Source organism: Micromonospora sp. NPDC047527, assembly GCF_040643015.1.
Classification (GTDB): Bacteria; Actinomycetota; Actinomycetes; order Mycobacteriales; family Micromonosporaceae; genus Micromonospora.
This window is the reverse complement of sequence record NZ_JBEYTK010000004.1, coordinates 390,243-402,336: the sequence shown is the minus strand read 5'-3', so window position 1 is coordinate 402,336 and position 12,094 is coordinate 390,243. Positions and strand designations below refer to the sequence as shown.

The following is a 12,094-nucleotide window of genomic DNA, read 5'->3' as shown; positions in this document are numbered from 1 at the left end:
CGGCGAATGACTGCCCCCGCCACCACCGACAGCGAGCACAACGCGGCACCGGCCGACCCCGACGAGGACGGCCGGGGGCCGGCACGTCGCTACGGCGTCCCGGCGCTCGCCATCATGGTGGTGGTGGGCCTGCTGCTCGGGTACGCCGGCGGCCTGCTCACCCCGCAGCTCACCCGCCCCGGCGACACCTCGGTCGAGGCGGGCTTCGCGCGGGACATGACGACGCACCACACCCAGGCGGTGGAGATGAGCCTCACCGCCTACCGGTCGGCGACGATGCCCGCGGTGCGGCAGATGGCCGTGGACATCGCCACCGGGCAGCAGGGCGAGATCGGCGCCATGCAGACCTGGCTGCGGGAGTGGGGCCTCAGCCCGACCGGGTCGCAACCGCCGATGGCCTGGATGTCCGACGGGGCGACCGTCAAGGACGGGCTGATGCCGGGGATGGCCACCCCGCAGGAGATGACGGCGCTGCGCGACGCCCAGGGCATCGAGGTCGACCGGCAGTTCCTGACCCTGATGATCAACCATCACCTGGGCGGGATCCACATGATCGACGCGGTGCTCGGCGAGACCGACAACGACGAGGTGGTGCGGGTGGCGCAGACCATGAAGGCCACCCAGCAGACCGAGTTGAACAACCTCCGGCAGCTCCAGACGCAGGCCAAGGGCTGACCCTCCGCACGGGCACATCGGGCCCGCGTCCCCGCCGCACGTCGGCGGTGGCCGCGGGCCCGCGCCATGTCGGGCGCTGCGCGCGGCAGACGGCAGCCCTTGATCCACTCCAGATCGGCGACATGGGGGTATCCCTGCGGGTGGATGCCCCCACATCGGCGACCTGGAGTGGTCAAGGGCTGGCCACTGCGTCGAGGCTTGGTCGACCCGTCGCAGCGACTACGCCGGCCCGCTGCGGCGCGTACCGGCAGGGCGACTTGTAGACGTTTGTCGCCTAGCGACCGGTTTGGTCGATTGGAGCGGTCCAACCTATTACGTTGCTTAGAGAGTTTTCTCCCCACATATCGTGACCAGTTGCGATTCGGGCTCGTTGCCAAAGACGTGGGGGTTGCACTCAGAGACGCACGGCGTTCGGTCACCAGTTGGTGCCGACGCCACACCATCGGCGGTGACGGGGCGGTGGCAGCCGTCCGTCGCGGACAGCGGCAGGGCGAGCCGGGAATGCTCAGCCGCGAACAGGAACTCGAACTGATCGACGCGCTGCGGGGCGTCCACCCCGACGAGTTCGGCCTGGATGAGGAGCTGTGGACGCGGCAGAGCCTCACCACGCTCATCCAGCGCCGGTTCGACCTGCCGCTGGACGCGGGCGCCGTCGGGGCGTACCTGCGAGCCTGGGGGTTGGGTCCGCGGGAACCGCGCGAGCGGGCCTGCGGGCTATGCGTCAGCGCGGTCGAGCGGTGGGTCCGCAGCGAATACCCGGCGATCACCCGGGCGGCCCAGGAGCACCTGGCGGAGGTCTACTGGATCGGCCGGGTGCGACTGCGCGGCACCATGCCGGCCGCCGACGTGATCTCCGCCGTCTCGTCCCGAGGCCGGGTGCGGTTCATGATCACCACACCGACGGTCGACCCGCCACTCCCCCGCGACTTCGTGCTGCGGCTCAGCGGCGAGGAGCAGCGCACAGTGCACCTGATCGTCGACGGCTCCTGGCCGCGCAACGAGTGGCCGCGCCGCCTGCCCCGACGGATCGTCCTGCACCCGCTGCCCAGCTGCGGTCGGGCGATCGCGGCGGCCTGAGCACCCGGGTGAGCCGGTCTCCGACACGATCGGCTCACCCGATACCGATTCGGCGTTCGCGCAGCAGGTTTGCTAGTCTTCTCCAGTCGCTGAGCCCCCGTAGCTCAGGGGATAGAGCACCGCCCTCCGGAGGCGGGGGCGCAGGTTCGAATCCTGCCGGGGGCACCAAGAATGACCTCGCCGGGCGCAGGAGCATGTCGGCTCCCCGCGCCCGGTTTTGCGTTTCCGCTGGTAGGAAACCCTGCGCGACGCCGTGGCGTCATCCTGCCGCGTCGGCATAGCGGCGGGCGAGCCCCGCGAAGGCGGCCTTGAGCTCCGCGGGCCTGATCACCTCGATGCCGGTGTCGAACCTGCCGAGGGCTGCTGCCAGACCCGTCCAGGACCAGGAGCCCTGGACGAGCTTGCAACGGTCGGCGCCGAGTTCCTCGACGATCCCGTCGCGGGTGTACGCGGCGACGACTGTGGCGGGAAGGTCGAGGATGACCTCGCCGACGCAGGGCCACTCCGAACTGTCCGCGGAACCCCGGAAGCGGCCGGTGACGAACGTGGCCACGTCTGCCGTGGGCAGCTGCCGTGGGGTGAAGCGTGGTCCGGTGGGGGTACGCGGGCTGATCCGGTCGCAGCGGAAGATCCGCCAGTCGTCGCGGTCGAGGTCCCAGCCGACCAGATACCAGCGTCCCTTCCAGGTGACGAGGTGGTGGGGCTCCACCCGGCGCGGCGGCGCGTCCGTCTCGGCGGTCGCCGCGACGTAGTCGAAGCGGAGAACGTCGTGGGCGTGGACGGCCGCGCCGATGGCTGTCAGGACGGTGCTGTCGACCCAGGATCCCGGGCGGGTGGTGGGCTGGTCGACGGCAGTGACCTGGAGGGTGTCGATGCGGTGCCGCAGTCGGCTGGGCATGACCTGCCGCATGGTGTTCAGCGCTCGTTCCGCGCCCTCCTGGACGTCCGCCCCGGAGGCCGAGACCACCTGGAGTGCGACGGCGATGGCAACCGCCTGCTCGTCGTCGAACAGTAGCGGCGGCATCTGGGCTCCGGCGTCGAGCCGATAGCCGCCGTCGGGTCCTTTGAAGGCCCGGATCGGGTAGCCGAGCTCGCGCAGCCGGTCGACGTCGCGCCGCACCGTACGCGGACTGATGTTCAACCTCTCGGCGAGCAGGCCGCCCGGCCAGTCACGCCGTGCCTGAAGGAGAGAGAGCAGCGCCAGCAGTCTCGCCGAGGTGGTGGGCATGAACCAGATTCTTCCCCAAGTAGCGGCCACAACCTGACCGCTACCCCTGCCACTGTCTGTCCCGCGCCGGGGCAACAGCCGCGGATCATCCGTAACACGAGGAGCAGCAATGAGCATCACCACCGTCGCGCACATCAACCTTCGGGGCAACGCGCGGGCCGCTCTCGAGTTCTACCGGTCCGTGTTCGGCGGGGACCTGGTCGCGGTGACCTACGCCGAGGCCCACAACGTGCAGAACCCGGACGAGGCCGACCAGATCATGTGGGGCCAGGTCACCTCCCCCGAGGGCTTCCAGATCATGGCGTACGACGTGCCGGCGGCGCGGCCGTGGAGCCAGGGTGAGAGCCCGTTCTTCGTCTCGGTCCGGGGCAGGGACGCCGACGAGATCACCGGCTACTGGAAGAAGCTCAGCGAGGGCTCGACCGTCGTGGTGGACCTCGCACCGGCCGGCTGGGCACCCCTCTACGGCATGCTCACCGACCCGTTCGGCATCACGTGGGTGCTCGACGTCGCTGTCGAGTACAACCCCGCCTGACGAGATCGAGCAGTCCACCGCCGACCCGGGCGGGTCGGCGGTGGACTGTCGTCGCTCAGTGCACCTCGACGGGCACCAGCTTCGAGGGCACCTCCGGAGCCGAGCCAGCGTCCGGGTCGTCGGCACCCGAGCGACGCTCGCGGCGCTTGAGCCACTGATCGATCAGCAGGTTCAGGACCAGTCCCACGGCACCCCAGATGGCGATGACCAGCAGGTTCTGCCCGACGCCGACACCGTCGAAGTAGCGCAGCGAGCGGGCGATGTCGACCGCCGCCGGCAGCGGCAGCATGTCCTGGAGGGGGCGGAACACTTCGGGGACCATGTAGACCGACAGGCCACCGCCGGAGGCGGGCACGCCGGCCATCATCAGCACCACCATCATCGGGATGATCCCGGCCAGGCCGACGGTGCGGGTGAGCACTCCGGTGGCCAGGGCGACCGAGAAGATGGTCAGGGCGCCGTACGCGATCATCTCCAGGGCGTTGCCACTGATCGCGCCGATGAGGACGTCGAAGAGGAACCACAGCCAGACGGACATGCCGATCGCCCAGCCGCCCAGGAGCGGCAGGAACTGCGGCAGGCGGCGCACGTGCGGGGCACCGCCGCGCAGGACGGCCAGGAACAGGAAGCCGGCCATGATCCAGGACATGCCGACGTACATGCTGTTGCTGCCGCCGGTGTCGTTCTCGCTCAAGGGCTGCACGTCGGTCAGCGTGAGCGGAAGCTCCTGGGCGGCGGCGATCGGCTCGAAGATCGCGCGGATCGTGGACTGCTGGCTCGGGTTGGCCGCGGAGGCCGAGTACAGCGTCGCCGGGGCGTCCGGTGCCGACGGCAGGACGAAGGCGGCGACCACGTCGCGGGCGCGAATCTGCTCGGTGGCCTCCTCAGCGGTGTTCGCGACGGTGACGTCGAGGATGCCGTCGAGCTGGGTGTTGAGGCCGTCGGCGGTCTGCTGGGCCACCTCGGGCAGCGCGGCGACCACGACGACCGGGATGTCGTGCGGCTGCGGCTTGTGCATGGAGAAGCCCATGGCGCCCACGACGGCCACGAGGATGGCCAGCGGGAAGGCGGCCGCGGCGACGTACCGGAACCGCTTGGAGCGCGGCGGGCCGCCGGCGAGGGCGGGAGCCTTGGCGTCGGGGTCGGAGATCGGCGGGACGCCGGGGATGACGTCCCCGGTCGCGCTGCGCTCCTTGAGCAGGCAGAGCGCGAGGGCAGCGATGATCCACACGCCCAGGACGATCAGGTGGCCACCCAGGCCGGTGCCGTCGAAGTAGAGGACCGAGCGCAGCGCCTCGCCGGCCGCCGGGAGCGGGAGCACGCCGTGCAGGAACTGGAAGAACCCGGGCATGTTGTGCACGGACAGCGCCAGGTTCGACGCGGGCATGCCGAACACGACCCAGAGCAGCATGCCGGGGAGCACCGCGAGGGGCCCGACCAGCTTGGAGAACAGCAACTGGGCCATGCCGACGGCTGCGGTGGCGAGCATGCCGACGCCGAGGAAGGTGAGGTAGTGGCCCTCGACGGCCCCCACGATGGGCCCGAGGATGAGCCAGATGATCGAGCTGGTGGCCGCGGACCAGCCGGCCAGCACGGGCAGGAACCGCCGCAGCCGCAGCAGGTGGGGAGTGCCCATCACCATCATGCTCAGCGGCACGTAGCCGGCCAGCATCATGCCCATGGCGGCGAACAGGACCACGATGCCGGCGCGGTCACCGTCGGGTAGCGGTGCCACGTCCTCGGTGGTGGCCTGCCAGTTGTTCTCGACGGTCACGGGCGCGAGCAACTGCTGGACGGTGGCGCCCTGCGAGGCGCCGGCCGCCGAGGCGGTGAGGATGGTCGCGCTGGTGCTGCCCTCGGAGGGCAGGATGAGCGCGCCGGCGGCTTCCTGGTCGTGCAGCAGGTCGACCGCGTCGTCCCGGGTGGCCACGAGCGTGGCCTCGGTGGTGTCACCCGGAGCGGCGTTGAGCCCGTCGACGATCGCCTGCGCCGTCGCGCCGCTGCCGACGACCGCGACCGGCATGTCCCGGGGGTGCGGTGAGTGCATGGTCGCCATGTAGGTCGCGAACATCATCGTGACCATGAGGAACGGCATCACGAACAGGGCAACCATTCGGATGATCTGTTCCTTGCGGTCCGCGCCGGGCGGGCGGCCGTCGATCACGTCGGCAGCCTCGATCACGGCTTCGGTATCCATGCATGCTCCAGACCATGTTTGTACGCCAGGTGACTTACAAACTGTAGGTGGCGGATGCCGAGAGTGGGAATCCAGCTAGGTTGACCTCAGTCACACATCTCGGCGGACACACGAGGGGGCCAGGTCATGAGGCGGTCCGGGGCGGCACGCACCGCGCTGCTGGACGCGGCCGAGCGGCTGTTCGCCGAATCAGGCGTCGCGGAGATCTCCGACCGGAGGGTGGCCGAGGCAGCCGGGAACACCAACCACTCGGCGGTGCGCTACTACTTCGGCGGGCGCGAAGGGCTGCTGAAGGCGCTTCTGGCCCGCCACGTGCACGACGTGACGCAACAACGCGCCGGGATGCCACCACCCGACGACTCCGTCCTCGGCGACATACGCGGTCTCGTGGCGCCCAGCATGCGGGTCCTCGACCAGCTACCGCGCCCGAGCTGGCGGGCCCGGTTCCTCGACCACGTACTCCACAACCCCGCCACTGAGCCGATCATGCGGGAAGCCCAGGACATCACGCCACAGGCACTGCAACTGCGCGCGTCACTCGCCGCGCGGCTGCGGCACCTCGACCCGGACGTGGTCGCCGGCCGGGCGCGACTGATCACCCGCATCGTCAGCACCGCGACCGCAGAGGTCGAGGCACGCGCCGAACGTGACGGCGAAGACCCCCGATGGCCCGAGGTCGGCGACTTCCTCGTCGACGCCATCACCGGCATGCTCACCGCCCCCATCAGCCGACCAGGCCGAGCCGAGACCTGATCTCGCGGGCTCAGCCGCCGACGTACGCCGCGAGGTGCTCGCCGGTGAGCGTCGAGCGGGCGGCGACGAGATCGGCCGGGGTGCCCTCGAAGACGATCCGGCCGCCGTCGTGACCGGCACCCGGACCCAGGTCGATGATCCAGTCGGCGTGCGCCATGACGGCCTGGTGGTGCTCGACGACGATCACCGACTTGCCGGAGTCGACGAGCCGGTCCAACAGGCCGAGCAACTGCTCGACGTCGGCGAGGTGCAGGCCGGTGGTCGGCTCGTCGAGGACGTAGACGCCGCCCTTCTCGGCCATCCGCGTGGCCAGCTTGAGCCGCTGCCGCTCGCCGCCGGACAGGGTGGTGAGCGGCTGGCCGAGGCTCAGGTAACCGAGGCCGACGTCGGCGAGCCGGTCGAGGATGGCGTGCGCGGCCGGCGTACGCGCCTCGCCGTCGGCGAAGAACCGCTCCGCCTCGGTCACCGACATGGCGAGCACCTCGCTGATGTCGCGGCCACCGAACCGGTATTCCAGGACCGAAGCCTGGAAACGCCTGCCCTCGCACTCCTCGCAGGTGGCCGCCACACCGGCCATCATTCCCAGGTCGGTGTAGATGACGCCGGCGCCGTTGCAGCCGGGGCAGGCGCCCTCGGAGTTGGCGCTGAACAGTGCCGGCTTCACACCGTTGGCCTTCGCGAACGCCTTGCGGATCGGCTCCAGCAGCCCGGTGTACGTCGCCGGGTTGCTCCGACGCGACCCGCGGATCGCGCTCTGGTCGACCGACACCACGCCCTCCCGGTCGGACACCGAGCCGTGGATCAACGAGCTCTTACCCGACCCGGCCACCCCGGTCACCACCACCAGCACGCCCAGCGGAATGTCGACGTCGACGTCCCGCAGGTTGTGGGTGCTCGCGCCCCGCACCTCCAGCACGCCCGACGGCGTCCGTACCGATGTCTTCACGCTGGCCCGGTCGTCCAGGTGCCGGCCGGTGAGGGTGTCGCTGGCCCGCAGCCCGTCCACGGTGCCCTCGAACACCACCTCGCCACCGGCGGTGCCGGCCCCGGGGCCGAGATCGACGACGTGGTCGGCGATGGCGATCGCCTCCGGCTTGTGCTCCACGACCAGCACGGTGTTGCCCTTGTCGCGCAGCCGCAGCAGCAGGTTGTTCATCCGCGCGATGTCGTGCGGGTGCAGCCCGATGGTCGGCTCGTCGAAGACGTAGGTGACGTCGGTGAGCGACGAGCCGAGGTGGCGGATCATCTTGGTGCGCTGCGCCTCGCCACCGGAGAGGGTGCCCGACGGCCGGTCGAGGGACAGGTAGCCCAACCCGATCTCCTCGAACGAGTCGAGGAGGTGTTGCAGCCCGGCGAGCAGCGGCGCCACCGAGGGCTCCGCGATGCCTCGGACCCAGTCGGCCAGGTCGCTGATCTGCATCGCGCAGACGTCGGCGATGTTCCTACCGTTGATCATGGAGGACCGGGCCTCCGCGCTGAGCCGGGTGCCGGCACACTCCGGGCAGGTCGTGAACGTCACGGCCCGCTCCACGAAGGCGCGGATGTGCGGTTGCAGCGTGTCGATGTCCTTGGCCAGGAACGACTTCTGGATCTGCGGGATCAGGCCGACGTACGTCAGGTTGATGCCCTCGATCTTGATCTTGGTTGGCTCCTTGTGGAGCAGGTCCTGCAACTCTTTCTTGGTGAATGTGCTGATCGGCTTGTCCGGGTCGAAGAAGCCGCAACCACGGAAGATCCGCCCATACCAGCCCTCCATGCTGTAGCCGGGGATCGTCACGGCACCCTCGTTGAGCGACTTGCTGTCGTCGTAGAGCGCGGACAGGTCGAAGTCCGTGACGGAGCCCATGCCCTCGCAGCGCGGGCACATGCCGCCGAGCCGGTTGAAGGTCGCCTTCTCGGTCTTCGTCTTGCCGGCGCCACGCTCGACCGTGATCGCGCCGGTCGCCCGGACCGACGGGACGTTGAAGGAGAACGCGTTCGGCGAGCCGATGTGCGGTTGCCCGAGCCGGCTGAAGAGGATGCGCAGCATCGCGTTGGCGTCCGTGGCGGTGCCGACGGTGGATCGGGCGTTGGCGCCCATCCGCTCCTGGTCGACGATGATCGCCGTCGTCAGCCCGTCCAGGACGTCGACCTCGGGCCGGGTCAGCGTCGGCATGAAGCCCTGCAGGAAGGCGCTGTACGTTTCGTTGATCATGCGCTGCGACTCGGCGGCGATGGTGCCGAACACGAGCGAGCTCTTGCCCGAACCGGAGACGCCGGTGAACACCGTCAACCGACGCTTCGGCAGCTCGACCGTGACGTCCTTGAGGTTGTTGACGCGAGCGCCCTGCACCCGGATCAGGTCGTGGCGGTCGGCGGCATGCGGCGCGGACGAGTCCGTGGCCTTGCTCATCGTGTCTCCATCTGTCGGGCGGGCGCTGCGCCTCCGGGTGGCGCCGGTCGGGTCGCGCTCGACGGGTCACCCACGCCGCGTCGACCCGTGACGGTCACGTTAGGCGCGGTCGCGTGACCTGCGCTTCTCGATTTCTGATCGGTCTGGTCACCTGTTTGGCCGTGCAGGATGGCATGCCGTCGGTCGCGTCCGCCGCTTCCCGGCGGTAGGTGCTGGGCGGCACGCCGACAAGCTCGGTGAAGCGGGTGCTGAAGGTGCCGAGCGACGAGCAGCCGACCGCGAAACAGACATCGGTGACGCTGAGGTCACCCCGGCGCAGCAGGGCCATCGCGCGTTCGATGCGGCGGGTCATGAGATAGCTGTACGGAGATTCGCCGTAGGCGAGCCGGAACTCCCGACTGAGATGCCCAGCTGACATGTGGACACCCCGGGCGAGCGCCTCGACGTCCAGCGGCTGCGCGTATTCCCGGTCGATCCGGTCGCGGACACGGCGCAGCCGCGCGAGATCGCTCAGGCGCTGGGCTGCGGCGGGTCTGCTGCTCACCCGGAAAATCGTGCCACATGGCACCGACAAACCTGGATCGCCGACCCGCCCGGCACCGCGGATCGCGGCAACGCCCCAGCGGGCAGGCGGGCCGAGCCGAGCGGGTAGGGCAGAGCCGGGCGGGTAGGGCAGAGCCGGGCGGGTACGGGCAGAGCCGGGCGGGTACGGGCAGAGCCGAGCAGGCCGCGCCGCGCTGGGCAGCGCCCCGTCGAGGCGTACCGTCAGGCGGTTTCGCGGCGGGCGCGGGCCCGGCGCTTGCCCTCGTGCATGGCCTGCACGCGGGCCACCGGGATGGTGCGCCCCTCGGCCACCAGGTCGGCGGGCAGCGCCTGCGGCGCCGGCATCAGCGCGGCCCACGGGTCGGCGGCGGCGACCAGCGGCGGCACGGTCCGGATGGTGAAGTCGGCCGGGGCCACCTCGGTCAGGTCGGCCCAGTCGACCGGGAAGGAGACCGGCATCCCCGGACGCAGCCGAGGGCTGTACGCGGCCACGACCGTCGCCCCGCCGGCCCGGGTGGCGTCCACGAAGACCTTGCCGCCCCGGTCCTCCTTGATGTACGCCGTGGTGGCGAGCGCCGGGTCCAGCCGTTCGGCACGGGCGGCGAGCGCGCGGGTGGCGGCGGCCAACTCCTCCGCCGTGGGCTCATCGGCCACCGGGACGAAGACGTGCACACCCTTGGCGCCGCTGGTCTTGACCGCCCCCGTCAGACCGGCGTCGGCGAGCGCCTGGCGGACCAGCAGGGCCGCGCCGACCGCCGCGCGGAACCCGTCGCCCTCGGGTGGGTCCAGGTCGAGCACCAGGTGGGTCGGGCGGCCCAGGTCGGTCGCGGTGGCAAGCGTCGGGTGGTACTCGACCGCCCGCTGGTTGGCGAACCAGAGGAGGGTCCGTCGGTCGTCGCAGAGGGCGTACGAGATCTCCCGCTGCGACGCCTCGGCCCAGACCGGCACCCGGCGGACCCAGTCCGGGGTGTACTTCGGCAGGTTCTTCTGCATGAACGGCGGCTGCCCCGGGCGGACCCGGATCACCGACAGAGGCCGGTCGCGCAGTTGCTTCAGGATCGGCTCCCGGACCGCGTCGAGGTAGTCGACCAGGTCCCGCTTGGTCGCGTCGGCGCGGTCGGACAGCGGCTGGTCCAGGTTGGTCAGGGCCACGCCGTCCCGGGTCTCGTCAGCCTCGGTCACCCGATCACCCTCCCGGCCGGGGAGCTGTCGGTCAACCGGACGCGGCGCTTCGGCGCGGGTCGGTTCCGGCGATCCGCGCGGGGCAGGGTGGCAAGCGCGACCAGCAGCGCGGTGACCACCAGGGCGGCGGCCGCCGCGAACGCGGTCCGGTAGCCGCCGGCCAGCGCGGCCACCTCGTCCCAGCCGGCGGTCCGCAGGCCGTCGGCGCGTGCGGCGGCCAGGGTGCTCAGCGCGGCCAGGCCGACCGCGCCGCCGATCTGCTGGGTGGTGTTGGCCAGCCCGGACGCGAGCCCGGCGTCCGTGTCGGTCGCGCCGGCCATGGCCAGGGTGGTGACCGCCGGCAGGGTCAGGCCGCCGGCCACCCCGAAGACCACCATCGCGGGGAGTACGTCGGTGAGGTAGCCGCCGTCGGCGGGCAGCCGGGCGAGCAGCAGGAAGCCGACGGTCGCCAGGCCGAGCCCGACCAGCAGCACGGTCCGGGCGCCCCAGCGGGCGATCAGCCGACCGGCCAGGCCGAGCGAGATCACGGCGATCACCACCGGGGTGGGCAGGAAGGCCCAGCCCGTGGCTGCCGCGTCCAGCCCGAGGACCAGTTGCAGCTCCACGGCGAGCAGGAACTGGAAACCGAAGTACGCGGCGACCATGAGGAACTGCACGGTGTTCGCCGCGACCAGGCCCGGTATGCGCAGCACCCGGCCCGGCAGCAGCGGGGTCGCCGTCGTGCGCTGGCGGACGGCGAACCCGCCGAGCAGCAGTGCCGCGAGCGCCGCCGCGCCGAGGGTCCGAGGGCTGGTCCAGCCGTGCTCACCGGTGCCCACGATGCCCAGCACAGCGGCCATCAGTCCGGAGGTGGCGAGCAGGGTACCGGGTACGTCGAGGCCCGCCCGCAGGCCGATCCCCCGTTCGGCGGCAAGGGTGCGGACGGTGGCGACCAGGATGAGCACGCCGATCGGAAGGTTGACCAGGAAGATCGACCGCCAGCCGGCCAGTTCGGTGAGCAAACCGCCAGCCACCGTCCCGATCGAGGCGCCGGCCGCGCCAGTGAAGCTGAAGACCGCGATGGCGCGAGCCCGCTCGGCTGGCCCGGGATAGAGCCGGACGATCATGCCGAGGCTGACCGCCATGGCGAGCGCGCCGCCGACGCCCTGACCGAACCGCGCGGCGACGAGCAGGGCTGGTCCGGTCGCCACGGCACAGCCCAGCGAGGCCAGGGTGAACAGCGTGACGCCGGCCAGGAAGACGCGCCGCCGGCCGAGCAGGTCGCCGAGTCGGCCGGCGAGCAGCAGCAGCCCGCCGAACGCGACCAGGTAGGCGTTGACCACCCAGGCCAGGCCGGGGGCGGTGAAGCCCAGGTCGCGCTGGACGGCGGGCAGCGCGACCGCCACCACACTGCCATCCAAGATGATCATCAGGCTGCCGGCGCAGAGCACGAGCAGCGCCGGCCAGCGGGACGGGACGACCCGGTCCATGGAACCCTCCTAGGTGCACGCTTTGTTACCGACGCCATCGTCT

At 71.1% G+C, this 12,094-nt stretch carries 10 protein-coding genes and 1 tRNA gene; 5 read left to right on the top strand and 6 right to left on the bottom strand.

Annotation, left to right across the window (positions count from 1 at the left end; all coding sequences use genetic code 11):
- The first annotated feature begins 6 nt into the window (after positions 1 to 6).
- From ABZ808_RS18590 to ABZ808_RS18580, 3 genes are all read left to right on the top strand, one after another.
- Positions 7 to 675, top strand: a complete 669-nt coding sequence (locus tag ABZ808_RS18590) for a DUF305 domain-containing protein (protein ID WP_357007682.1) — start codon at positions 7 to 9, stop codon at positions 673 to 675.
- A 381-nt stretch (positions 676 to 1,056) separates the two neighbouring features.
- On the top strand, positions 1,057 to 1,752 hold the full coding sequence (locus tag ABZ808_RS18585; RefSeq protein WP_357007679.1) for a winged helix-turn-helix domain-containing protein: 696 nt from the start codon (positions 1,057 to 1,059) through the stop codon (positions 1,750 to 1,752).
- A 93-nt stretch (positions 1,753 to 1,845) separates the two neighbouring features.
- Positions 1,846 to 1,920: transfer RNA gene (locus ABZ808_RS18580), tRNA-Arg, on the top strand.
- Between the two features lie 91 nt (positions 1,921 to 2,011).
- Here the strand turns inward: ABZ808_RS18580 and ABZ808_RS18575 are convergent.
- Positions 2,012 to 2,980 (bottom strand): WYL domain-containing protein, encoded by a 969-nt coding sequence (locus ABZ808_RS18575; RefSeq protein ID WP_357007677.1) that lies wholly within the window; start codon positions 2,978 to 2,980, stop codon positions 2,012 to 2,014.
- A gap of 109 nt (positions 2,981 to 3,089) precedes the next feature.
- Between ABZ808_RS18575 and ABZ808_RS18570 the strand changes: the two genes are divergently transcribed.
- The gene (locus ABZ808_RS18570; protein ID WP_357007675.1) at positions 3,090 to 3,515 is read left to right on the top strand and encodes a VOC family protein; all 426 of its coding nucleotides are present in this window, start codon (positions 3,090 to 3,092) and stop codon (positions 3,513 to 3,515) included.
- A 55-nt stretch (positions 3,516 to 3,570) separates the two neighbouring features.
- Here the strand turns inward: ABZ808_RS18570 and ABZ808_RS18565 are convergent, their stop codons facing one another.
- A complete protein-coding gene (locus ABZ808_RS18565) occupies positions 3,571 to 5,712 on the bottom strand; it encodes an ABC transporter permease (protein ID WP_357007673.1) in 2,142 nt (713 codons plus the stop codon).
- A gap of 126 nt (positions 5,713 to 5,838) precedes the next feature.
- Between ABZ808_RS18565 and ABZ808_RS18560 the strand changes: the two genes are divergently transcribed.
- Positions 5,839 to 6,465, top strand: coding sequence for a helix-turn-helix domain-containing protein (locus ABZ808_RS18560; protein WP_357007671.1), 627 nt, complete (start codon positions 5,839 to 5,841; stop codon positions 6,463 to 6,465).
- A 10-nt stretch (positions 6,466 to 6,475) separates the two neighbouring features.
- Here ABZ808_RS18560 and ABZ808_RS18555 read toward each other — a convergent pair whose 3' ends face one another.
- From ABZ808_RS18555 to ABZ808_RS18540, 4 genes are all read right to left on the bottom strand, one after another.
- Positions 6,476 to 8,857, bottom strand: a complete 2,382-nt coding sequence (locus ABZ808_RS18555; protein ID WP_357007669.1) for an excinuclease ABC subunit UvrA — start codon at positions 8,855 to 8,857, stop codon at positions 6,476 to 6,478.
- Between the two features lie 94 nt (positions 8,858 to 8,951).
- Positions 8,952 to 9,401 (bottom strand): helix-turn-helix transcriptional regulator, encoded by a 450-nt coding sequence (locus tag ABZ808_RS18550; RefSeq protein ID WP_357007667.1) that lies wholly within the window; start codon positions 9,399 to 9,401, stop codon positions 8,952 to 8,954.
- A 221-nt stretch (positions 9,402 to 9,622) separates the two neighbouring features.
- Positions 9,623 to 10,582 carry an ATP-dependent DNA ligase gene (locus ABZ808_RS18545; RefSeq protein WP_357007665.1) on the bottom strand — a complete coding sequence of 320 codons (960 nt, stop codon included), beginning with the start codon at positions 10,580 to 10,582 and terminating at the stop codon, positions 9,623 to 9,625.
- Positions 10,579 to 12,051 carry an MFS transporter gene (locus ABZ808_RS18540; RefSeq protein WP_357007662.1) on the bottom strand — a complete coding sequence of 491 codons (1,473 nt, stop codon included), beginning with the start codon at positions 12,049 to 12,051 and terminating at the stop codon, positions 10,579 to 10,581. Before ABZ808_RS18540 ends, ABZ808_RS18545 begins: the two co-directional genes overlap by 4 nt.
- Positions 12,052 to 12,094 lie beyond the last annotated feature (43 nt).

Excerpts from the sequence above, each read along its gene's own strand:
- ABZ808_RS18570 (WP_357007675.1), top strand. The coding sequence starts at position 3,090 with ATGAGCATCACCACCGTCGCGCACATCAACCTTCGGGGCAACGCGCGG.
- ABZ808_RS18590 (WP_357007682.1), top strand. The coding sequence starts at position 7 with ATGACTGCCCCCGCCACCACCGACAGCGAGCACAACGCGGCACCGGCC.
- ABZ808_RS18555 (WP_357007669.1), bottom strand. The coding sequence starts at position 8,857 with ATGAGCAAGGCCACGGACTCGTCCGCGCCGCATGCCGCCGACCGCCAC.
- ABZ808_RS18560 (WP_357007671.1), top strand. The coding sequence starts at position 5,839 with ATGAGGCGGTCCGGGGCGGCACGCACCGCGCTGCTGGACGCGGCCGAG.
- ABZ808_RS18565 (WP_357007673.1), bottom strand. The coding sequence starts at position 5,712 with ATGGATACCGAAGCCGTGATCGAGGCTGCCGACGTGATCGACGGCCGC.
- ABZ808_RS18575 (WP_357007677.1), bottom strand. The coding sequence starts at position 2,980 with ATGCCCACCACCTCGGCGAGACTGCTGGCGCTGCTCTCTCTCCTTCAG.
- ABZ808_RS18540 (WP_357007662.1), bottom strand. The coding sequence starts at position 12,051 with ATGGACCGGGTCGTCCCGTCCCGCTGGCCGGCGCTGCTCGTGCTCTGC.